This is a genomic window from Stenotrophomonas sp. YJH_SMC_10 (genome assembly GCF_059371555.1).
Genome location: NZ_JCAFUS010000007.1, coordinates 94,627 through 117,215, shown reverse-complemented (window position 1 = coordinate 117,215; position 22,589 = coordinate 94,627). Strand labels below are relative to the sequence as shown.

The window sequence follows — 22,589 nt, the reverse complement described above, 5'->3', positions numbered from 1 at the left end:
CCTGCCGGGAACGACGATGGCAGCACTGCCGGTGCACCGAAGGCTCCGCGCGCGGACCGTCCGCCGATGGCCGCCCTCTTCCGCTGCCTGCACGTGGTGTGCAGGCGGCCGCGCCACGACCTGATCGACCCGGGTCATGGCGATTCATCCGCAACGGGTCGAACCACCAGAGCCATACAAGGAGAGACTCCCATGTTCTGGACCATCAAGGTCGTGATCGGCGACGGCGAGCGCGGCCTGGTGTATCGCAACCGTCGTTTCCAGCAGATCCTGCTGCCGGGCGTGCACCGCCTGTCGCTGTTCGGCGGCCGCCCGCAGGTAGACATCCACACCGCATCGAAGGGCGCGGCCTATACCGGCAGCGACCAGGACAGCCTGATCGAAGCGCTGGGCGCACAGCTGGACACCCACTTCGTGCTCGTCAACGTCGGCGCCAGCGAGGTCGGCCTGTTGCTGCGCAATGGCCGCATCGATGAAGTCCTGCCGCCGGGCAGCCGTCGCCTGTACTGGCGCGGTTCGGTCGACACCCAGGTGCGCGTGATGGCGCTGGGTGACGAGCCGCGCATTCCGGTGGACGTGCAGCAGCGCCTGGGCCAGCTGGGCGTGCTGCCGCGTGTGGCGGTGATCAGCACCGTGCCGAGCGAGTCGGTGGGCCTGCTGTTCATCGATGGCACGCTGCGGCAGACGCTGGACGCCGGCCTGCACGCGTTCTGGAACTTCAACGGCAACGTGTCGGTGGAGCGCGTGGAACTGCGTGCACGTTCGCTGGACGTGTCCGGCCAGGAGCTGCTCAGCCGTGACAAGGTGACCCTGCGGGTGAACCTGGCCGCGACCGTGCAGGTGGTCGACCCGGTGCGTGCACACCGCACGCTCAGCAATGCCGATGAGTTCGTCTACCGGCAGCTGCAGTTCGGCCTGCGCCAGGCGATTGCCGCGCGCAGCCTGGACGAGCTGCTGGGCGACAAGGCAGCACTGGACGGTGAGATCGCCGCCCATGTGCAGGCGGCGATCGAGGGCCACGGCGTGCGCTTGCTCGGCGTCGGCATCAAGGACGTGATCCTGCCGGGCGAGATGAAGGAGATCCTCAACGGCGTGGTGCTGGCCGAGAAGCAGGCCCAGGCCAGCGTGATCCGCCGCCGCGAGGAGGCCAACGCCACGCGTTCGCAGCTCAACACCGCAAAGCTGATCGAGGACAACCCGGTGCTGATGCGCTTGAAGGAGCTGGAGGCACTGGAGAAGGTCACCGAGAAGATCGACACGCTCACCGTGTTCGGCGGCCTGGATGGCGTGCTGAAGCAGCTGGTGACGATCAGGTAGGGGGTCGCGGCGGCGCAGGGACGCGCCGCCGGCCCATCAAGGACATACACGAAGACATGGACACTCAACACAACTATCAATGGCTGCACGCCGAGGGCACCACGCCGATCAAGGGCTGGGTTAATGGTGTGCCGCTGGAAGCGCAGGCGCATGAGCAGCTGCGCAACATCGCCGCGATCCCGTTCGTCGGGCCGTGGGTGGCGGTGATGCCGGACGTGCACCTGGGCAAGGGCGCGACCGTGGGCTCGGTGATCCCGACCCGCGGTGCGATCATCCCGGCCGCAGTCGGCGTCGACATCGGCTGCGGCATGGCGGCCGTACGCACCACGCTGCGCGCCAACGACCTGCCCGATGACCTGCGGCAACTGCGCAACAGCATCGAGCGCAGCATTCCGGTCGGCAATGGGCGCGGCGGCGAGCATCACCGCATGCCCGACAGCATCCACACCCGGCTGGTGCAGTCCGGGCTGGCCGCCGGCCTGGAGAAGATCAGGGACAAGCACCGCAGGATCCGCACCGACAAGCTGGACCGCCAGCTGGGTACGCTGGGTGGCGGCAACCACTTCATTGAACTGTGCCTGGACGAGACCGATACGGTGTGGGTGATGCTGCACAGCGGGTCGCGCGGCACCGGCAACCTGATCGGTACCTACTTCATCGAGAGGGCGCGCGAGGAACTGGCCCGGCGCGTGCTCGGCTTCCACCTGCCGGACAAGGACCTGGCGTTCTTCATGGAAGGCGAGCCGCTGTTCGATGACTACGTCGAAGCCGTGTCGTGGGCGCAGGACTATGCCCGGCAGAACCGCGAGGCGATGATGTCGCGCGTGCTGGCCGAGATGCGCCACCGGTTGCCGAAGTTCCAGCTGGCGGCGATGGCGGTGAACTGCCACCACAACTACGTGCAGAAGGAAACGCACCACGGGCAGGAGCTGCTGGTGACCCGGAAGGGGGCCGTCAGTGCCCGCGAGGGTGAGCTGGGCATCATTCCCGGCAGCATGGGCACGCGCAGCTACATCGTGCGTGGCAAGGGCAACGCCGACAGCTTCCACAGCTGCAGCCACGGTGCCGGGCGGGTGATGAGCCGTGGCGCCGCGCGCCAGCAGATCACGCTGGCCCAGCATCGCGAGGCCACGGCGCACGTGGAATGCCGCAAGGACAGCGGCGTGCTGGACGAGTCACCGGCCGCGTACAAGTCGATCGACGATGTGATGGCCGCGCAGCTGGACCTGGTCGAGGTGGTGCACACCCTGCGCCAGGTGCTGTGCGTGAAGGGGTAACCGAGCGGTGCCGGCCAAGGCCGGCCTCTACCAGAGCAGCACGTCGCGTCGGGGGTCAGATCCCTTTTTGCGAAAGGGATCTGCCCCCGGCACATTCAGCGCGGCACGCTGTCTTCGGCCACCAGCGCGTGGTGCACGCCGATACCCGCGCGCACGCCTTCGGCCATGGCCAGGGTGATGTTGCCGACCGTGGTCGCATCGCCTGCGGCGTACACGTTGGGCACCGAGGTCTGCTTCATCATGTCGACCTCGATCAGCTCGCCCAGCGGGCTCTCGGCCAACGTGCAGCCCAGCTGCTGCACCAGCGGTGTGGCCATCACCTGGGTGGCCGGCACGAACAGCGCCCGCTGGGCGATGCGGCGGCCGTCGGCCAGCTCCACCTCCAGCCAGGTCGGCTGGTCGCCCTGCACGCGCAGCACCGGTGACGTCTCGATCTGCACCCCGCGCTGCTGCATGGCGGCGCGTTCCTCATCGGTGATGTCCCGTCCCATGCTGAAGAACGTGACATTACCCCAGTCGGCGAACAACGGTGCCTTGCTGGCGGACATCGGATGGCCACCAAGCAGGCCGATAGCGCCGCCACCCACTTCGTAACCGTGGCAGTAGGGGCAGTGCAGCACGGTGCTGCCCCAGCGCTCGGCCAGACCCGGCAGCGCCGGCAGCTGGTCGGCGATGCCACTGGCCAGCAGCAGCTTGCGCGCGGCCAGCACCTGGCCATCGGCGGTCCGCACTTCCACACCCTCTGCGCTGGCGTTGGCCTGCACGGCCTCGGCATGGACCCAGCGCACCGTGGGGTAGTCCAGCAGCTGCTGGCGCGCGGTCTTCAGCAGCTCGGCACCACTGATGCCATCCAGCCCTGGCACGCCGTGCGAATGGCTGGCGAAGCGGTTGCGCGGCAAGCCGGCGTCGATGACGGTGACCGGGCGGCGGGCACGGGCCAGGATCAGGCCGGCGGCAATGCCGGCGTAGCTGCCGCCGACGATGAGCACATCAGGATTCATGGTGAGCTTCCAGGGAACGGTGATGGGCGAGATGGCGGGCGAAGTCGGCGCCGAGCTGGTCCAGCGTGGTCGCCTGCAGGCGCGCCTCCAGCAACCGCTGTGCCTCGCGTGCCCCCTCCAGCAGCGCGCTGTTGACCAGCTGCTGGATCGGGCAGCCGCGGCCGGCGTCGCGGGTACCGACCTGCACCAGGGGCGGTGCGCCCACGGCCAGGTAGATGTCATGCAGGGTGATCGCCGCCGCATCGTGGGCCAGCTGGCTGCCACCCCCATGGCCGCGGGTGCTGCGTACCAGGCCGGCCTTGTGCAGTTGCGCCAGCAGGCGGCGGATCACCACCGGATGGGTCGGCAGGCAGGACGCCAGCTGCTCGGAGGTGCGCGGGCCATCCTGGCCGACCAGATGCGCCATCACGTGCAGGGCGTCAGAGAGCGGGTTCGCGGATTTCATGTAACTACATTAGTTACATTTATATCCCCTGTCCAGGGTCCGTATTTGTTCCATATGGACACATTTGTCCTATGAAACACTTTCTTCACATCACTAAACGAAACGCTAATGTGATGTTCGTCGCACTTCAGCGGGAGCGTAGCGGGTCGATACCGCATTGCCCCTTCCCGAGAGTGCTTCCCGATGAATGCGTCTGTCCGTGCTCCGCGCCTGCAGTCCAAGCTGCTCGGCGCGGTTTCTGTTGGCTTGGCCGTGGTCCTGCTGTGCGCGCTGGCAGGCCTGGCCTCCGCCTGGTTGAAGTTGTCCACCGAGGTCCCGCCCGAAGTCGCGCACAGCCGCGATGCCGAACGCCTGCAGCGTGAGTTCCGTGGCCAGGTGCAGGAATGGAAGAACGTCCTGCTGCGCGGGCACGACGACGCGCTGCGCCAACGCCACCTGGACGGCTTCGACAGCGAGGGCCGCCTGGTCGAGCAACTGGCCAAGAGTCTGGCCACCAGCCCGGACCCGCGCACGCGTGAGCTGGCGCAGGCGTTCGTTGGCCTGCACGCGCAGCTGCAGCAGGACTATCACGCGGCGCTGCAGGCATTTGCCGCGGCCGGCTACGATCCCGCGGCCGGCGACAACCTGGTGCGCGGCAAGGATCGCCCGGTGGCGATGGCACTGGATGCGCTGAGCACGCACGCCACGCAGGTGGCTGAAGCGGCGGTGGCGTCCCGTTCGCAGCAGGCCCGGCAGACCCTGCTGCTGTGCGCGGCACTGACCGTACTGGCCGCCGTGCTGCTGCTGATCGGCCTGGCCTGGTGGCTGCGGCGCGCGGTGGTGCAGCCGGTGCTGGCGGTGGAAGCCGCTGCACGTGCGGTGGCCGCCGGCGACCTGCAGCACGTGGTGCAGGTGCGCAGCCGCGATGAGATCGGCCGCCTCGCGCAGGCCATGCAAGCGGTGCAGTCCACCCTGCGCAGGGTACTGGATGCCCAGGCCGCGATGGCACAGGCGCACGAGGCCGGTACCATCAGCCATCGCATGGAGGCCGATGCATTTCCCGGCGCGTTCGGCACCATGGTGGCCGACTGCAACACGCTGGTCGATGCGCATATCCAGGTGAAGATGCGCGCGATCTCGATCATGAGCCGCTATGCGGTCGGCGACCTCAGCCAGGACATGGAACGCCTGCCCGGCGAGAAGGCGGTGATCACCGAAGCACTGGACATGGCCAAGCACAACCTCGGCAGGATCAATGGCGAAATCCGGCGCCTGGCCGAAGCTGCCGGCGCGGGAGACTTCAGCCAGCGTGGCGACAGCGCGAGCTTCGAGCACGACTTCCGCGCGATGGTCGATGGCCTGAACCGCCTGATGCAGACCACCGAACTGAACCTCGGCGAAGTCTCGACGATGCTGCGCGCGATCGCCGATGGCCGCCTCGGTGCACGCATGCACGGTGATTTCCAGGGTGTGTTCGCGCGTATCGCCGGCGATGCCAATACCACCGCCACGCAGCTGGCGACCATCGTCACCGACATCAAGCACGCCTCCGGCAACATCCACACCGCCGCCGCGGAGATCGCCGCCGGCAACAATGACCTGTCGCGCCGCACCGAGCAGCAGGCCGCCAACCTGGAAGAGACGGCGGCGTCGATGGAAGAACTGACGTCCACCGTGCGCCAGAACGCCGAGCACGCACGCCAGGCCAACCAGCTGGCGATCGGCGCACACACGGTCGCCTCGCACGGCGGCAGCGTGGTCGGCCAGGTAGTGGCGACGATGGGCGCGATCGAGACCTCGTCGCGGCAGATCGCCGACATCATCAGCGTGATCGACGGCATCGCCTTCCAGACCAACATCCTGGCGCTGAATGCCGCCGTCGAAGCGGCACGGGCCGGTGAACAGGGCCGCGGCTTTGCGGTGGTCGCCAGTGAAGTGCGCACACTGGCGCAGCGTTCGGCGGCGGCCGCCAAGGAAATCAAGTCGCTGATCGAGGCCTCGGTGGAACAGGTCGGACAGGGCGCGCAGCGCGTGCGTGAGGCCGGCGACACCATGGCCGAGATTGTCGCATCGGTGCAGCGGGTGACCGACATCATGGCTGAGATCTCCGCGGCCTCGCAGGAACAGAGCGCGGGTATCGAACAGGTCAGCCAGACCGTGGTCCAGATGGATGGCACCACCCAGCAGAATGCCGCGCTGGTGGAAGAAGCCAGCGCGGCCGCGCGCAGCCTTGAGCAACAGGCCAACCGCCTGATCGATGCGGTGGATGTGTTCGACCTGTCGACCACGGCGGCGGCGAAGGACGCGTTGGCGCGCGCGGCCTGAGCCATCTTCCGGGTTCCCCACGTCGCGGGGATCGGTGGCGCCCGACCGTGGGTTGGGCGACGGCGGGAATCGGTGCGGACCCACGGTCCGCACCCACCAGGGCCCGCGGCGGACCTGCGGTCGTATACGGCGGCGCAATGCACCGTTGCCGGCATGCACACGGCGACTGGCCTACCCTTTCGTGGACATTCCCGCCTCCCTCCCCCTCTGCTGGAGCCCCCCATGACTGTCCCCGCCTTCGGTCTCGGCACCTTCCGCCTGAAAGACCAGACCGTGATCGATTCCGTGCGCAACGCGCTGGAGGTCGGCTACCGCGCCATCGATACCGCGCAGATCTACGGCAACGAAGCCGAGGTCGGCCAGGCCATCGCCGATTCCGGCGTGCCGCGCGACGACATCTACCTGACCACCAAGGTCTGGATCACCGCGTTCAAGCGCGATGCGCTGCTGGCCAGCCTGCGCACGAGCCTGGAAAAGCTGCGCACCGAGTACGTCGACCTGGCGCTGATCCACTGGCCATCGCCGAACGACAAGGTTGACGTGCCGATGGAGGAGTACCTGTCCGCACTGGCTGAAGCCAAGGCGCAGGGCCTGACCCGCGAGATCGGCATCTCCAACTTCACCATCGCGCAGACCCGCAAGGCGATCAGCATCCTCGGCGCCGATGCCATCGCCACCAACCAGATCGAAATCCACCCCTACCTGCAGAATCGCCTGCTGGTGAAGTTCCTGCAGGACAACGGCATCCACATCACCGCCTACATGAGCCTGGCCTATGGCGAGGTGATCAAGGACCCGGTGATCCAGGCCATCGCCGGACGCCACCAGGCCACGCCGGCGCAGGTCGCACTGGCCTGGGCGCTGCAGCAGGGCTTCTCGGTCATTCCGTCCTCGACCAAGCGCGAGAACCTGGCCAGCAACCTGGAAGCAGCAGCGATCCGCCTGACCGACGAAGACATGGCACAGATCGCCAAGCTCGACCGCGGCCATCGCCTGGCGAACCCGGAAGGCATCGCGCCGGCCTGGGATTGATTCCAACGACGGCGCGCAACTGCTCTGGTAGACGCCGACCTTGGTCGGCGCAGACGTCTGATCGATCGATGAAACACCGTGCCGACCAAGGTCGGCACCTACCGGACGGTCAGCGCTCGGCAACACCGCGCAACATATCCAGCACGTCGTGGATGTCCAAGGGCTTGCATAGAAAACCGGCAGCCCCCAGCGCGCGGGCTCTTTCAATCACCTGTACCCGCGTATCCGCGCTCATTACAAGAACCGGTGGCGCGCCGGGGTCACTGGCTACCGACTCCAGCACCTCCCATCCGCTGCAGCCCGGCATGTGCAGATCCAGCAGCACCACATCAGGTCCGAGTGCCATGATCACTTTCCGCGCATCGTGGCCATCATGGCGAGAGCTGAGGCGATGGCCGGCGCTCTGCAGCAGGCGCTCCACCACCTCACGGTTGGTTTCCACGTCCTCGAACAGCAGGCAGTGCAGCGGTCGCACCGACGCTGCGTGTGACTGAAGAAGTTCTTCAAGGGAAGGAAGAGGGTCCACCTCCGTGGTGGAGGCCACCGTGAAGCGCCACGCGAATGAGGCACCGCCTGCTTCACTGCGGCCCACGCTGATCGTCCCACCCATGGCATCGGAAATCAGCCGCACGATGTACAGCCCCAGCCCGACACCCTGCTCGCAGCGTGCCTCACCCTGGCTGAGCTGTACGAACGGCGAGAAGATCGTCTCCAGGTCCGCGGCTTCGATCCCCGTGCCGGAATCGCAGACCTCGATCTGAACCTGGCAGTCGTCACCCGATCGGGTGGCATTGATGGATACCCATACCTCGCCCGCCATCGGGCTGAACTTGATGGCATTGCAGACAAGATTGGTCACTACCTGTTCGATACGGCCGCCGTCTGCCAGCATCCAGACATCGCACTCGCTCCCATCCAGCTGCAGAAGTACGCCCTTGTCGGCGGCAGCCGGCATGCAGGTCGCCTGCACGCTTTCAATGATCGACCGCAGCGAACAAGGATGAAGCCGCAACTGCAACCGGCCACCGTCGATGCTGGCTACGTCCAGTACATCATCGATGCGGTGCCTGAGCGCCTGCGCCTGCCTCGCGACCGTCGCCAGTGCATGCCGTTGGGCTGCACTTACCGTACCCACCTCCATCAACTGCATCCCACTGATGATGGCGTTCAGCGGCGTCCGCAGCTCGTGGCTCATCGTACTGACGAATCGGCCCTGCGCCTCACGCGAAGCAATGGCGCGCAGCGCTATGTCGCGCATCGCCGCCATCAGCGACGCCACTACCAGCGGCAGCAGGATGGTAAGTGCCAGCGCGTAGGCCAGGTAGGCAGGCCGAGACACCCAATAGCCTTCGGGTGCGGCCCACAGCAATGTCAGCGCAGTCGATGCAATCGCGGGAGCGATTGCCCTGCGGCCATATACCGCGGTCGCAGAGATCACGAGGAAAGGCAGGGCTGCATTGAGCGTCATCAGCAGGATGAACGCCGCGTCCACCTGGATCGCAACCATTGCCAGGCTGAGTAGAAGGCCTACCCCATCGCACCAGTGGCGGCAGCGCTCCATGCAAAGCCTTGCAACGAGCGCCCATGTCACGGACACCGCAAGCAGTGCAACGGCCCCCGGCAACACGCTGGCCGCCTCATTGGCCAGAACCGGCTGCGGACCATCCAGCCACAGCCAGCACCACAGCACCACCAGTGCCTGCAGCAGTACCCGGAATCCGCTGGCGCGTGGCTCCTGCAGGCACGACAGCAGCCAGACCAGGTGGTGCATCTCCAGCGCGCGGGCTGCCTGCAGCAATGCCGCCGGGGCGGAGGTCTGCGAGGACACACAGGGCTCGCGCACGTCAGCCCCCTTCGATACGGAAATGTGTCGTCGCACGGCGTAGAAGGCGTTGTGCAGACATCGCCAACGCGCACGCCCGCCGCCGCACAGCCCACGCTTCTGTACCCGAGCGGAGACACTCACTCAATGCGTCGCAGGCCAGGGCAACCCCGGCGCTGCCCAACGCCGAGGTAATGCTCTTCAAGGCATGCAGGCGCGCCAGCTCCTGCTCCATGCCACCGAAGGATTCTTCTTTCGCCTTGCTCATCCACTGCGATATGGCCGCGTCCAACGCCGCGGTGAATGAAGGCAGCTGGTGGGGCGACGTTGCTGCAATGAGACAAAGCATCGAGCGTTCCCCAAGCTCAGGCCAGTCCGTGGCGTGTGCGCCTGAGTTCAACCCAACCCGGGAATTCAACCGTTGCATCGCCTTCCTCCATCTGTCGCGTTCAACACCTGAACGAACGCATCTCAGCGTCCTGTCACGCCTGACTGGAGACTTCAGGCGTCAGCATGCAGGACCCGCGAGCTACTGCATTCGCTGATGGATCTGCACGAAGAGCTGTGGAAAGCAGCCACCCAGCAAATGACCCGCAGCCACCGCGAGCATGATTCCGCCTACGATGGCAGCACATCGGGCCGGGAGTGATAGTCGCTTCAGGTCCATGGCATCCAGCATGTAGGCAACGATCGCGCTACGCCATCGGAATTCTTTCAAACTTTCCTCATGGACCACCATGCTGACATTGACACTTCTCCTGCTGCTTTCATGCAGCGTGCTGGTCTGGAAACGCCGTCTGCGCATTGCTGCGTGTCTGGCGACGCTTCCGCTGGCCATGGCAGCCAGTGCCAGCGCTCCGGTCACACAATGGTTGCTGGATCGCGCGCAGGGCACCCGTTCTGTCAATGACCACGGCGCACTTCATCCGCGCACTGTGATCGTGGTGCTGGGTGCCGGTATCGACCACGACGCCCAGGGCTCCAGGCCCGGGCTGGCCGGCTACAGCCGGCTGCTGGCTGCTGCACAGCGTTACCACGAATGCGAGCGCGCGCGCGCGAGCTGTAGGGTGCTTGCCAGCGGAGGCATCACTGCTGCGGGGGACGTCGCCGAAGCCGACGTCTATGCACGGGAACTGATGGCGCTGGGCGTTCCCACCGAGCACATCGTCCGCGAGCGCACCAGCGCAAACACATGGCAGAACGCCAGAAACAGCAGTGCAATCATCGGTCATCACAGTTCGAGAGTGGTGCTGGTCACCTCGGGCCTTCATCTCACGCGGAGCCTGACCTACTTCCGTCACTTCGGCATCGCGGCCGAAGGCCTCCCCAGTGACCGCCTCCGCGCCACCCGTGGGTGGCTGCCCTCCACATTCAATCTACTGCTGGTCGAGGTGATGCTGCATGAGCGCATTGGCGTTCTCCGTTACCATCTTTACAACCGGATGGGCTGGAACGACGCCCCCATCGAGCCCGTCAGTGCCGCGCCTGCAGCAACCACCCACGCATTGCCGCACTGACCTCCTCCGGTTTTTCCATCGGTGCCAGGTGCCCACAATCGGGCACCACCACCAGCTGCGAGTGCGGCACCAGCGCGTGCATTTCTTCGCTTACCGCCAACGGCGTGATCCGGTCATTGGCGCCGCACACGATCAGCAGCGGATCGCGGTAACCAGCCAGCACATCATGGCCGTCACGGCGCTCCAGTGCGCTCTGCCGCAGGAAGACGTCCGCACCGAGGCGGGCGGTCATGTCACGCACGCGCTGCACCAGCACGCAGTCGTCCAGCCGGGACGCATCGATGTAGCTGCGCATCAGCACATCACCGAAACCATGGAACTTTCCGGGCAGGCGCACGCTGGCGCGCTGGCTGCGGCGCTGCTCGGCACGTTCCGGTGAATCGGCGTGGATCGAGGTATCGATCAGCGCCAGCTGCAGCACGCGCTCTGGCGCAATGCGCAGGATCTGCTGGGCCACGAAGCCGCCCAGTGAGAAGCCAGCCAGCGCAAAGCGCGCCGGTGCCTGTGCGAGCACGTCCTCGGCCACCGCCTGCAGGGTCTCGCCACGGGTCTGGTCGCCGACCGTACAATCGGCGATGTCGGCCAGGTCAGCCAGCTGCGCGCGCCACAGCTCGGCATCGTTGAGCAGGCCAGGCAGCAGGAGCAGGGGGATACGGTCGGTCATGGCGGTATTGTCGCGCCGGTGCGGTGAGGGAACCATGCCGCAACGGGCGGTTGCGTTGTAGAGTCGAGCAAGCTCGACTCTCCGATACGGACGCGACCATGGCAGACCCCTACAACAGCGGTACCCCCACCCCACCCGCGCTGCGCTTCGACGATTCGCTGGTCACCACCGCCTTCGAGCTGCCCGGCCATCGCGTCGTGCGCAACCTGGGTGTGGTGCGCGGCATCACCGTACGCTCGCGCTCGATCGTCGGCAACTTTCTCGGCGGTATCCAGACGATCTTCGGCGGCAACATCACCATCTACACCGAGCTGTGCGAACAGGCTCGCGAGGAAACCTACCGCGACATGGTCAAGCACGCGCGGCAGCTGGGTGCCAACGCAATCATCGGCATGCGCTACGACGCCACCGATGTGATGACCGGGCTGACCGAGGTGCTGTGCTACGGCACGGCGGTGGTGGTGGAACCCACGCGTTGAAGCTGTAGAGCCGAGCCCATGCTCGGCTCAGGCGTGCCCGTATGATGCTAGGCAGCCGAGCGTGGGCTCGGCGCTACACCGGGACGTCGGGCACTTCGACCTGCTGCACCGGCAGCGTCACCACCATCACCGTCGGGTCATCCGGGTCCAGCCGGGTCTTGAAGCCCAGGCTCTGGCACATCGCCAGCATGGTGCTGTTCTCGCGCAGCACCTGGCCTTCGACCACGTCCAGCCCCAGCCACTTGGCGTACTCGATCATGATCGCCATCAGCCGCCAGCCGATGCCGTGGCCCTTCAGGTCCGAGCGGATCAGGATGCCGTACTCGCCACGGTGGTAATCGGCATCGGCGTGCAGGCGCACCGCGCCGAGCATTTCGCCACTGCGCGGCTCGATCGCCACCAGCGCAATCGAGCGCGCGTAGTCGAGCTGGGTCAGGCGCGCGATGAATTCGTGGCTGAAGTGCTTCACCGACTGGAAGAAGCGCAGGCGCAGGTCTTCGTCGCTGACGCGGGCGAAGAACGCGCGAAACAGCGCATCGTCTTCCGGCCGCACCGGGCGCACGAACGCGCGGCCGCCATCGGACAGTTCGATGGTGCGCTCCCACTCCTTCGGGTACGGGAACACCGAGAAGCGCGGATGGCCGCGGCCCTTGTGCAGGATGCGCGACGGCGCCACCGCCACGCGCGCGTCGAGGGCGAGGATGCCCTTGCCGTCGACCAGCAGCGGGTTGATGTCCAGCGTGCGTACTTCGGGAATGTCGGCGGCCAGCTGCGCCAGCTTGACCAGCGCCAGCGCCAGTGCGCGCTCGTCGGCGGCGGGCACATCCCCGTAGGCCTTGAGGATGCGCGAGGCGCGGGTCTGGCCGATCAGTTCATGGGCCAGGCGCAGGTCGAGCGGCGGCAGTGCCAGCGCCTTGTCATTGATCACCTCGACTGCGGTGCCGCCACGACCGACCACGATCACCGGGCCGAACGTTGCGTCATCGGCAATGCCGACGATCAGCTCACGCGCTTTCGGGCGCACGATGGTCGGCTGCACCAGCAGGCCGTCGATGCGCGCGTCCGGCCGCAACTGGCGCGCACGTGACAGGATCGCGTTGGCCGCGCTCTGCACCGCCGGCAGCGTGGACAGGTTCAGGCGCACGCCGTCCACTTCGGACTTGTGCGGAATGTCCGGCGACAGGATCTTCAGCGCTACGGACGCACCGCGTTCCAGCAGTGGCTGCGCCAGGTCCATCGCTTCGTGCGCATCGCGCGCGTGCATCACCGGCGCGGACGGAATGCCGTAGGCCTTGAGCAGCTCGTGCGTGGCCAGCGGGTCGAGCCACTGCTGCCCATTGGCCAGCGCGGCATCGACCAGCGTTCGCGCGGCCGCCGCATCGACGTTGAAGTCCTGCGGCAGGCTGGGCGGCGTTTCCATCAACGCGTTCTGCGCCTCGCGGTAACGCACCAGATGCTGGAAGCCGCGTACCGCCTCGGCCTCGGTCGGATAGGTCGGCACCCGTGCCGCGTTGAGCGTGGCGGTGGCCTGGTCGTCGTTGCCCAGCCACACCGCGAACACCGGCTTGTCGCGATGATGGCGCGGACGCAGGCCGAGCGTGCGGGTGAGCGCCTGCGCAGCGTCTGCAGACGACGTGAATGCGGTGGGGACGTTGACCACCATCACCGCGTCGTTCTCGTTGTCGGCCAGCAGCGCTTCGATGGCCGCGGCATAGCGCTCGCCATCGGCATCGACCACGATGTCGACCGGATTGCTGCGCGACCAGCCCTGCGGCAGTACTGCATCGAGCTTCTGCACCGTGCTGTCGGACAGGGTGGCCAGCGTGCCACGCAGCGCGATCAGCTGGTCCACGGCGAGGCGGCCGACGCCGCCACCATTGCTGAGGATGGCCAGGCGGCGGCCGGGGAACGTGCCCAGCCGCCCGAGCGATTCGGCGGCGGTGAACAGCTCGTCCAGCGCGCCCACGCGCAGCAGGCCGGCGCGGTTGAAGGCGGCGCCGTACACATCATCGGCACGGGCCAGGGCCTGCACATGGGTATCGCGGCTGCCCGGCTGCACGCGCTCGGCGCGGCCCGACTTCACCACCACCACCGGCTTGGCGCGGGCGGCGGCACGCGCGGCCGACATGAACTTGCGCGCGTCCTTGATCTGCTCGACGTAGAGCAGGATGGCGCGGGTGCGGTAGTCGGTGGCGAAGTAGTCGAGCAGGTCACCGAAGTCGACGTCCATCGTGTCGCCCAGCGAGACCACCGCGGAAAACCCGACCGAGCGCGCCACGCCCCACTCCACCAGCGCGGCGGCAATGGCCGAGGATTCGGAGATCAGCGCGAGGTCGCCGGCCTGCGGGAAATGTGCGGCGATGCTGGCATTGAGCCGCGCGTGCGGCGCGATCACGCCCAGGCAATGCGGGCCGAGGATGCGCAGGCCATGCTTGCGCGCCACCGCCTCTACCTGTGCCGACAGCGAGCCGGGGCCTTCGCCCAGGTGCGCGGTGAGGATGATCGCGGCCTGCACGCCGCGCTCGGCGGCGGTGCGCACCACCTGCGGCACGATTGCCGCTGGTGCCGTGATCACCACCAAGTCAGGCACCCAGTCCAGGTCCTTCAGCCGCTTGACCGTGCGGATGCCATCGATCTCGGCGTGCCGCGGGTTGATCCACGCCACCTTGCCGGGGAAACCGGTGCCGCGCAGGTTGCGCATCACCGCACGGCCGGCCGAGCGCTCACGCGGGCTGCCGCCGATCACCGCGACCGACTGCGGACGGAACACGGACTGCAGGTGGTAGGTACTCATGCGCCTACGGTACCCAAAAAAGGGGACGGAGGGGATTAAGTCGTTTGTGCACAAACGACTTAATCCCCTCCGTCCCCTTTTTTTTACAGCAGCGTGCCGTGCAGGATCATCGCGGCGATGCTGAAATAGATCACCAGGCCGGTGACATCCACCAGGGTGGCCACGAACGGCGCCGAGGCGCTGGCCGGATCGAAGCCGAGCCGCTTCAGGACGAAGGGCAGCATCGAGCCGGACAGCGAACCGAAGGTGACGATGCCGACCAGTGCAGCGCCGATGGTGATTGCCAGCAGGATCCAGTGCTCGCCGTAATCATGCAGGCCGCCCAGCTGCCAGATCACGATGCGCACGATGGCCAGGCAGCCGAGGATCGCGCCGAGCACCATGCCGGTCGGGATCTCGCGCAGGGCCACCTTCCACCAGTCGCGCAGGCGCAGTTCGCGCAGCGCCAGGCTGCGGATCAGCAGCGACGTGGCCTGCGAGCCGGAGTTGCCACCCGAGCTCATGATCAGCGGAATGAACAGGGTCAGCACCACCGCCCGCGCCAGTTCGTCCTCGTAGTGCTGCATCGCGCTGGCGGTCAGCATCTCGCCCAGGAACAGCACGCTCAGCCAACCGGCGCGCTTGCGCAGCATCTCGAAGAAGCCGATCTGCATGTACGGCTTGTCCAAGGCTTCCATGCCGCCGAACTTGTGCGCGTCCTCGGTGGATTCCTCGATCAGCGCGTCGAGCACGTCGTCGACGGTGACGATGCCCAGCATCTGCTGCTGCGCATCGACCACCGGGATCGCCAGCAGGTCGTGGCGGCGGATCAGCCGCGCGACTTCCTCCTGGTCCATCAGTGCATCCACTGTCACCGGCGGATTGACCTGGGCCACGTCCAGGATCGACTCCTCCGGCAGGCCGGTGATCAGCCGGCGCATGGTCACCACCTGCTGCAGCTGCTGGCTGGCCGGGTCCAGCACGTAGATCGCGTACACCGTTTCACGCGTGCGCTCGACCTGGCGGATGTGCTGCAGGGTCTGCGCCACGGTCCAGCTGGCGGGCACCGCCACGTATTCGGTGGTCATCAGCGCGCCGGCGGTGTTCGGCGGGTAGCTCAGCAGCTTCTGGATGACCTGGCGGGCGTCGCTGCCCAGCAGCGGGATCAGCCGTGCGCGCTCTTCCTCATCCAGCTCGTGGACGATGTCGGTGGCGCGGTCATCGGCCATCAGCCCCAGCAGGGCGGCGGCGCGGGCCGGTGGCAGCGCGGCCACCAGCTCGCCGCTGCGCTGTAGCTCGGGTGCTTCCAGCATTTTCACTGCACGCGGCAACGGCAGCGCGGCCAGCGTTTCCGCGGCGCGGGTCAGTTCCAGCGTGTTGAGGAATTCCACCGCATCGGCGGTGTTGTAGTTCGCCAGTGGTGCGGCCAGGGCAGCGGCATCGGCCACCGGGCGCAGCAATTGCTTCTGGTTCATCGGTTCTGCCTTGTGGGGTGCGACCTCGCGCAACGCCAACGCAGGCAGACCGTCCCGATGTCAGGCGGTGGCCATCGCTGGCGTCGAACGAGGTCGACTTCTACTGTCGCTGGACATGGGTTGGGGACTCCGGGATGCGTGTGCCGGCGGTCGCGCCGCCAGCGGCGGGCAGTCTGGACCCGTGCGCCATGCAGGTCAACCCGCTGGCCCTGCGCCAGGCGCCGGCATGGCAGGTTGTTCTCGTGCCTGCACCGGCCGGCGCGCATAATGGGGCCGTGGCGCTCGCCACACCTTTCCCCCGAACGGACGCACTGCGGGCTTCCCCGATGACCAGGTATTCCCATGCATAGCGGTGGTCTGGAACTGGCCCTGGTGCTGTTGCTGGCAGCGGTCATCGCCGTGCCGGTGTTCAAGAAGTTCGGCTTCGGCGCGGTGCTGGGCTATCTGGCGGCGGGCGTGGTGCTGGGCCCGGACGGGCTGGGCTTCGTGCAGGACGCCGACCGCATCCTCGGCGCGGCCGAGATCGGGGTGGTGATGCTGCTGTTCGTGATCGGCCTGGAGCTGTCGCCGGCGCGCCTGAAGGTGATGCGGCGCTCGGTGTTCGGTGCCGGTGCGGCGCAGGTGGCGCTGTCCGGGCTGGTGCTCGGCGGCCTGCTGCTGCTCGACCATTTCCAGTGGAAGAGCGCGCTGGTGGTGGGCGTGGCGCTGGCGCTGTCGTCCACCGCGGTGGGCCTGCAGCTGCTGTCCGAGCACAAGGCGATCAACAGCGACCATGGCCGGCTGGGCTTTGCCATCCTGCTGTTCCAGGACCTGATCGCGATTCCGCTGCTGGCGGCCATCCCGCTGCTGGGCGGGGTGAAGAACGAGACCCTGCGCATCGAGGATGCAATGGTGGCGCTGGGCGCGCTGGCCGTGGTGATCCTGTGCGGGCGGCCGGTCCTGCGCCGGGTATTTGGCATCATCGCGCGCACCCGCAGCCCGGAAGTGTTCACCGCCACCGCCCTGCTGGTGGTGCTGGGCACCGCCTGGTTCATGCAGGAAGCCGGCCTCAGCCCCAGCCTGGGCGCGTTCCTGGCCGGCGTGCTGCTGTCCGATTCGGAATTCCGGCATGAACTGGAAGCGCAGATCGAGCCGTTCAAGGGCCTGCTGCTGGGCCTGTTCTTCATTGCCGTGGGCATGGGCATCGACCTTGACCGCATTGCCGCCGAGCCCTGGCTGATCGCGGCCGGCGTCGCGATCCTGCTGGTGGTCAAATTCAGCCTGCTGTACGTGATCGGCCGCATCGCCCGGCTCAGCCGGCGACAGTCGCTGCTGCTGGGCAGTGTGCTGTGGCTGGGGGGCGAGTTCGCCTTCGTGGTGTTCAACGAAGCGCAGCGCGCGCACCTGCTGGGCAATGCCAACCACGACCGGCTGGTGGCCATCGTCGGCCTGTCGATGGCGATCACGCCGCTGCTGATGATCGTGCTGCTCAAGCTGCTCGGCCAGGAGAAGACCACACCGCGCGAGGCGGCCGAGGCCGACAAGGTGGCACCCGACAACCGGCCCAAGGTGCTGATCGCCGGCATGGGGCGTTTCGGCCAGGTGATCGCGCGCCTGCTGACCGCGCAGAAGGTGCCGTTCGTAGCGCTGGAGGCGAACCCGGACACCGTGGCCGACCTGCGCCGCTTCGGCAACCAGCTCTACTACGGCGATCCGACCCGGCCGGAGATGCTGCGCGCCGCCGGCGGCGAGCACATCGATGTGTTCGTGATCACCGTGGACGACCCGGAGACCAACCTGCGCGCCGTGCGCATGGTGCGCCGGCTGTACCCGGACGCAAAAGTGCTGGCGCGCGCGCGCAATCGCCAGCATGCGTGGCGCCTGATGGACATGTCGGCCGAGCCGTTCCGCGAGGTGTTCGGTACCAGCCTGGAGATGAGCGGCCGCGTGTTGACCGCGCTGGGCGTGGCACCGGACGTGGCCGAGCGCCATGTGCAACGCTTCCGCGAACACGACGAACAGCTGCTGCGCGACCAGTATCTGGTGTACGACGATGAGGCGGCGGTGATCCAGACCTCGCGCGATGCACGCAATGACCTGATGCACCTGTTCGAGGCCGACGCGGAAAGCGACGACACGTAGGAGTGCCGATCGAGGACGGACCCGGTAGTGCCGGCCGCTGGCCGGCAGCCTCGGTATCCCGGAGGTCTCAGGAGATTGCCGGCCAGCGGCCGGCACTACCTACTGGGGATTCCGACCCCGACCCTCAGCCGTTGTCGCGCAGGAACCGCGCCATCGACGAAACACCCGGCACGCGCGGTTCGAATTCGCCGGCCACGTCGATGAAGCCGCGCATCACCGCGATCTCGCGCGGGCTGCGGTTGAGGCTGTCCCGCGCCTCCGGATCGGCGCCGGCACGCAGCAGGCGCTGCACCAGCAACGGCAGGCCATGCAGCGCGGCCAGGTGCAGCGGACCGAAGCCGCGCGGGTCACGCACGTCCAGGCTGACGTCCTCATCCAGAAGCCGTTCGACCGCCGCCATCACCACCTGCTCGTCGCAGGCGGTGCCCGGCTCGGCACGTGCGCCCAGCAGCAGCAGCAACGGCGTGACCGAGCCCGCCGCCGCCTGGTCCGGTTCGGCACCGGCCAGCAGCAGGGTGTCGAGCAGGGCCAGCAGGCGGGAGCGGTCGCGGGCGCTGAAGCCATACAGCGCGGCACAGTGCAGCGGCCCCAGTTGCTGCGCGTCACCGGCATGCACGTCGGCACCGGCGGTGAGCAGGCGCGCGGCGATGTCCGGCAGGCCCAGCGCCGAGGCCAGCATCAGCACGGTCACCCCGCCCGGCAGGCGGTGTTCCAGCTTGGCGCCGGCATCAAGCAGAGCCGAGACAATGTCCACCTGGCGCATGCTGACCGCGGCCGACAACGGCGTCGCGCCACTGGCGGCAGCGTGCTGCGGATCGGCGCCGCGTGCCAGCAGCAGGTCGGTCACCGCCAGGTGGCCACCGCCGGCGGCACGCAGCAGTGCCGTGCAGCCCTGTGCATCGACGGCGTCGACGGCAAATCCCAGATCGATCAGGCGACGCACCGCGTCGACATCGCCGGCCATGGCCGCGGCCGGCAGATCCGCTTCGCGCAGGGTACGGCGCGGCAGCGGCCACACCCGCCAGTCCAGCCAGTCGGCCAGATCGCGGCGGCCGATCGACAGCGCCACGCCCAGCGGCGTCTGGCCGTCGGCAGCACGCGCTTCCGGCGAGGCACCGTGCTGCACCAGCAGCTTCAGTGCGCCTTCGCGGGCCAGCGCGGTGGCCAGGTGCAGTGCGGTCATGCCATGACTGTCGCGCGCCTCGCGATCGACGCCCGCCTTGAGCAGGGCCTGCTGCAGGCGCAGCCAGCCCAGGCGTACCGCCAGCGACAGCGGTGGGTCACCGGCCGGCGAGGCCGCGAACGGGTCCGCGCCACGTTCCAGCAGTTCCAGCGCCAGCTGTTCCAGGCCGCGGGCGGCCTGGTCGTGCTGCGCGCAGGCGGCCAGGAAGCGTGCCAGCCCACCGCGGCCGGCCGGTGACAGGCCGCGCTGCAGCATCACCTGCAGCGCCGGCACCGCGTCGATCCCGCGCGACAGCAGCGCGAACATCGGCGTATCGGCGCAGGCGTCGCGCACATAGGGGTCGGCACCGTGGGCCAGCAGCCAATCGACCGCGCGCGGCTCCAGTGCCAGCTCCGGATCGAGCAGCAGGCCGCCGAGTTCCTCCGGCTGGCACAGCTTGGCCAGCGCGGCCATGCCATCGGTGTTGCCGAAGCCCAGCGCTTCGCGCAGCAGGGTCAGCGGCGGACGGTCCGGCAACAGGCCGCTGGCGCTGGCCGCTTCACCGCGCTCGGCCAGCCCATCACTGACGGCTGCCGGCAGCGGATAGGACGGGTCCAGCAGGGCCACGATCGCCCAGCGGCCCGCTTCGGCCGCGTAGTCCACCGCGCGGCGGCCAACCGGGTCGGTGGCGTCGGCGGCGATGCCCAGTTCGACCAGGCGCTTGATCAGCAGCGGCGAGACATCCTCGGCCATCACCGCCAGCTGCACCGCATTGCGGCCTTCGCCGTCCACCGCGACCAGGTCCGGCTTGTGCGGCAGCAGGTGCTCGACCACGGCGGCACGGCCGGCACGGGCGGCTTCCAGCCACGGCGTGCGGCCCAGTGCATCGCGCGCTTCCAGGTTGGCGCCGGCGCCCAGCAGCACGCCGATGATCTCCACGTGGCCGGCCAGCGCTGCCTCGTGCAGCGCGCTGCGGCGCTGGCGATCACGCGCGTCGGCGCGTGCCTTGTGCTTGAGCAGCAGCTGCACGCCGGCCGGATCGTCGTCCTCGGTGGCGGCGGCGGCCAGCAGCACCGGTGTGCCTTCGGCCGGTTCGCTGCGTGCACCGCGCTCGAGCAGGAAACGGGCCAGGCGCCAGTTGCCGACCTGGCAGGCCACTGCCAGCGGCGACCAGCCGTCGCGGTTGAGTGCATCCACTTCGGCTGCGGCATCGCGCAGCAACGCCGCCACACCCGGGTCAGAACTGCGCGCGGCATGGTGCAGCGGGGTGTTGCCGTCGCTGTCGGTGGCGCGCGAATCGGCGCCGTTGGCGAGCAGGGTCATCACCGCTTCGGGACGGCCATGCCAGCTGTCGCGGGTGGCCGCCAACAGCGGCGTCATGCCCCGGTGGGGCGCATTCACATCGACGCCGCGGGCAATCAGTTCGCGCAGCAGGCGCAGGTCCGGCAGCACTGCGGCCAGCACCGCCAGGCTGCGCTGGTCACGCCAGTCCGGGTCCGGCAGCGCGTAGGGGTCGGCGCCGGCCTGCAGCAGCTGCAGAGCACGGTCGACGCGGCCGTGCCGGGCGGCTTCATACAGCGCAGGGGTCAGTTCCTGCGGCGCCATGGCTTCCAGCGGCGCGGTGTCCGCCACCGCTGCGAACATCGGCTCGTGGTCGCTGCTGGCCGCCGCCAACGGGCTGGGCCGCAACGCCACCAGCGGCGCGGGCGCGACCCGCTGCAGCAGCAGGTGCAGCAGCGGCGACAGCACCACCACCGCCAGCGCAGCCGGCCAGCGTGCGCTGTCCGGCAACAGGCCCGGCCAGGCCGGCAGCACCACCAGTGCGGCCAAGGCGATCACCAGCGCGGCCACGCCAAGACCACGCCAGGCGGTCAGGTCGCGGCCGGCCAGTGCCTGCCAGTGCTGGGCCAGGCTGCCATCCAGGCGTTCGACATCGTTCCACAGCGGCCAGGTGCGCCAGGCCGCCAGCAGGCCGGCACTGACCAGCACGCTCAGGCCCAGCACCGCAGCCAGGCTGCCGCTGTCACGCAGTGCTGCCAGCGGCCAGGCCAGCAGCAGGGCCAGCAGTAGCGGCGCGGCGGCCCACAGCGCCAGCAGCGCCGGCAGGTCCTGGCGAGCCACCAGCGCCAGCGGCCGCAGCGCGCGGCTGCGGCGCCACCACGACACCCCCAGCGCGAACGCCGGCTGCGCCAATGCGGCAAGCAGGGCACCTGGAACGCCGCCCACTGCGGCGCCCAGCGCCAGCACGGCACCGGCGGCGAAGGCGATCGACAGGACGCGCGGTCGGGAGGCGTCAGTCATAGTGACGCGGCATCAGGCTGGCCACCGACGGCGGCACCTGCAGATAGAACCCGCGTTCGCTCATTTCACTGCGGACCTTTTCCGGATCGGCCTGGGCCAGGCGGCGCTGGGCATCCAGGGCCACTTCCAGGACGAAGGCGAGCGCCCCCAGCGAGCTCAGCAGCGGCGCGGGCAGCGCACTGAAATCATCGCGTCGGGGAACGTAGACGTAGGTGTCCGGCTTGAGTTGGCTTTTATAGACGTAGGCGTGCATGTCCGCGGGACGATAACCCGGGAAGAGCCATGATTGTGTCGGAAAGCCGACAGCGGGGAAAGCCGTCAGCCGACGATGGCGGCGTGATCGGCGGCGTTTCCCCGGCGGGGTTCAGCAATGTGGCGGCGACGTTCAGCCAGCGCCGCCGCCACACGGGCGCTTACTTGACCTTGGCGTAGGTGCCCTTCAGCGCGACACCGGCGAGGATGGCGCCGGCGTAGCACTCGTAGTTGGTGCTGCTCTTGAACTCGTTCTTCTTGTAGTAGCTGACGATGTCGACCACGGCGTTGGCGCCGCGCGACTTGGCACCGTCCTGCAGCGCGCGCAGCGCCGACAGCGCGACCCAGCGGCAGGCCTCGGCATCGCTCTTGTTGGCCGCGTTGGTCTTCTTGTTGGTCACGTCTTCGCCCAGGCGCTGCTGCACGCTGACCGGCTGGCCGGCCAGGTAGAAGCGCACGCTGCCGTCAATGCCGGCGTCCTTGGCGGCCTGCGAATTGACCAGTTCCTGCAGGGACTGTTCGACACGCGTGTCGCGGGCAGAGGCGGTGGAGGTCAGGGCCAGCAGCGCGGTGGCAGTGGCGATCATGAGAGTGCGGCGCATCGAAACTTCTCCTTGTCAGGGGTGCGGGTGGGTAGCGGAAACAGT

17 protein-coding genes are annotated in these 22,589 nt (G+C 68.1%); 7 read left to right on the top strand and 10 right to left on the bottom strand.

The genetic code is table 11. The features are described 5' to 3' along the window. The first annotated feature begins 192 nt into the window (after window positions 1-192). Together AC5P9C_RS11235 and AC5P9C_RS11230 are read left to right on the top strand one after the other, a co-directional pair. Window positions 193-1,317 (top strand): slipin family protein, encoded by a 1,125-nt coding sequence (locus AC5P9C_RS11235; protein WP_343541195.1) that lies wholly within the window; start codon window positions 193-195, stop codon window positions 1,315-1,317. A gap of 56 nt (window positions 1,318-1,373) precedes the next feature. Further along, entirely contained in the window at window positions 1,374-2,594 is a 1,221-nt protein-coding gene (locus AC5P9C_RS11230) for an RtcB family protein (protein WP_414615075.1), read from the top strand. Window positions 2,595-2,689: 95 nt separating this feature from the next. Here the strand turns inward: AC5P9C_RS11230 and AC5P9C_RS11225 are convergent, their stop codons facing one another. Beyond that, the gene (locus tag AC5P9C_RS11225) at window positions 2,690-3,595 is read right to left on the bottom strand and encodes an NAD(P)/FAD-dependent oxidoreductase (RefSeq protein ID WP_049470760.1); all 906 of its coding nucleotides are present in this window, start codon (window positions 3,593-3,595) and stop codon (window positions 2,690-2,692) included. After that, complete coding sequence (locus AC5P9C_RS11220; RefSeq protein WP_154331384.1) at window positions 3,585-4,040, bottom strand: Rrf2 family transcriptional regulator; 456 nt, start codon at window positions 4,038-4,040, stop codon at window positions 3,585-3,587. Before AC5P9C_RS11220 ends, AC5P9C_RS11225 begins: the two co-directional genes overlap by 11 nt. A gap of 183 nt (window positions 4,041-4,223) precedes the next feature. Between AC5P9C_RS11220 and AC5P9C_RS11215 the strand changes: the two genes are divergently transcribed. Together AC5P9C_RS11215 and dkgB are read left to right on the top strand one after the other, a co-directional pair. Next, window positions 4,224-6,344: a methyl-accepting chemotaxis protein gene (locus tag AC5P9C_RS11215; RefSeq protein WP_343540852.1), complete on the top strand. Its 2,121-nt coding sequence runs from the start codon at window positions 4,224-4,226 to the stop codon at window positions 6,342-6,344. A gap of 222 nt (window positions 6,345-6,566) precedes the next feature. Further along, window positions 6,567-7,376 carry a 2,5-didehydrogluconate reductase DkgB gene (gene dkgB, locus AC5P9C_RS11210; RefSeq protein WP_049470749.1) on the top strand — a complete coding sequence of 270 codons (810 nt, stop codon included), beginning with the start codon at window positions 6,567-6,569 and terminating at the stop codon, window positions 7,374-7,376. Between the two features lie 109 nt (window positions 7,377-7,485). Here the strand turns inward: dkgB and AC5P9C_RS11205 are convergent, their stop codons facing one another. Both AC5P9C_RS11205 and AC5P9C_RS11200 read right to left on the bottom strand, forming a co-directional pair. After that, the gene (locus AC5P9C_RS11205) at window positions 7,486-9,204 is read right to left on the bottom strand and encodes an ATP-binding response regulator (RefSeq protein WP_262232043.1); all 1,719 of its coding nucleotides are present in this window, start codon (window positions 9,202-9,204) and stop codon (window positions 7,486-7,488) included. 16 nt (window positions 9,205-9,220) lie between these two features. Beyond that, entirely contained in the window at window positions 9,221-9,625 is a 405-nt protein-coding gene (locus tag AC5P9C_RS11200) for a hypothetical protein (RefSeq protein ID WP_150828004.1), read from the bottom strand. Between the two features lie 310 nt (window positions 9,626-9,935). Here AC5P9C_RS11200 and AC5P9C_RS11195 point away from each other — a divergent pair, with 310 nt between their 5' ends. Then, window positions 9,936-10,715, top strand: a complete 780-nt coding sequence (locus tag AC5P9C_RS11195; protein ID WP_343540856.1) for a YdcF family protein — start codon at window positions 9,936-9,938, stop codon at window positions 10,713-10,715. Here AC5P9C_RS11195 and AC5P9C_RS11190 read toward each other — a convergent pair. Next, on the bottom strand, window positions 10,672-11,379 hold the full coding sequence (locus AC5P9C_RS11190; RefSeq protein WP_343540858.1) for an alpha/beta fold hydrolase: 708 nt from the start codon (window positions 11,377-11,379) through the stop codon (window positions 10,672-10,674). The two genes, AC5P9C_RS11195 and AC5P9C_RS11190, sit on opposite strands and share 44 nt — an antisense overlap. Before the next feature lie 98 nt (window positions 11,380-11,477). Between AC5P9C_RS11190 and AC5P9C_RS11185 the strand changes: the two genes are divergently transcribed. Then, window positions 11,478-11,858, top strand: a complete 381-nt coding sequence (locus tag AC5P9C_RS11185) for a YbjQ family protein (protein ID WP_049470734.1) — start codon at window positions 11,478-11,480, stop codon at window positions 11,856-11,858. A 73-nt stretch (window positions 11,859-11,931) separates the two neighbouring features. On the opposite strand, the gene AC5P9C_RS11180 is transcribed toward AC5P9C_RS11185, so the two are convergent. Both AC5P9C_RS11180 and mgtE read right to left on the bottom strand, forming a co-directional pair. Further along, window positions 11,932-14,652 (bottom strand): bifunctional acetate--CoA ligase family protein/GNAT family N-acetyltransferase, encoded by a 2,721-nt coding sequence (locus AC5P9C_RS11180; RefSeq protein ID WP_074725682.1) that lies wholly within the window; start codon window positions 14,650-14,652, stop codon window positions 11,932-11,934. Between the two features lie 83 nt (window positions 14,653-14,735). Beyond that, on the bottom strand, window positions 14,736-16,106 hold the full coding sequence (mgtE, locus tag AC5P9C_RS11175; protein ID WP_343540861.1) for a magnesium transporter: 1,371 nt from the start codon (window positions 16,104-16,106) through the stop codon (window positions 14,736-14,738). A 342-nt stretch (window positions 16,107-16,448) separates the two neighbouring features. Between mgtE and AC5P9C_RS11170 the strand changes: the two genes are divergently transcribed. Next, window positions 16,449-18,227, top strand: a complete 1,779-nt coding sequence (locus AC5P9C_RS11170; RefSeq protein WP_049459610.1) for a monovalent cation:proton antiporter-2 (CPA2) family protein — start codon at window positions 16,449-16,451, stop codon at window positions 18,225-18,227. A 124-nt stretch (window positions 18,228-18,351) separates the two neighbouring features. On the opposite strand, the gene AC5P9C_RS11165 is transcribed toward AC5P9C_RS11170, so the two are convergent. The 3 genes from AC5P9C_RS11165 to AC5P9C_RS11155 all read right to left on the bottom strand — a co-directional run bounded on the left by AC5P9C_RS11165 (window position 18,352) and on the right by AC5P9C_RS11155 (window position 22,544). Further along, window positions 18,352-21,690, bottom strand: a complete 3,339-nt coding sequence (locus AC5P9C_RS11165; protein WP_049471209.1) for an ankyrin repeat domain-containing protein — start codon at window positions 21,688-21,690, stop codon at window positions 18,352-18,354. Continuing rightward, complete coding sequence (locus tag AC5P9C_RS11160) at window positions 21,683-21,943, bottom strand: YcgL domain-containing protein (RefSeq protein WP_049459612.1); 261 nt, start codon at window positions 21,941-21,943, stop codon at window positions 21,683-21,685. Before AC5P9C_RS11160 ends, AC5P9C_RS11165 begins: the two co-directional genes overlap by 8 nt. Before the next feature lie 160 nt (window positions 21,944-22,103). Continuing rightward, window positions 22,104-22,544 carry a hypothetical protein gene (locus AC5P9C_RS11155; RefSeq protein WP_005420284.1) on the bottom strand — a complete coding sequence of 147 codons (441 nt, stop codon included), beginning with the start codon at window positions 22,542-22,544 and terminating at the stop codon, window positions 22,104-22,106. Window positions 22,545-22,589: the final 45 nt, after the last annotated feature.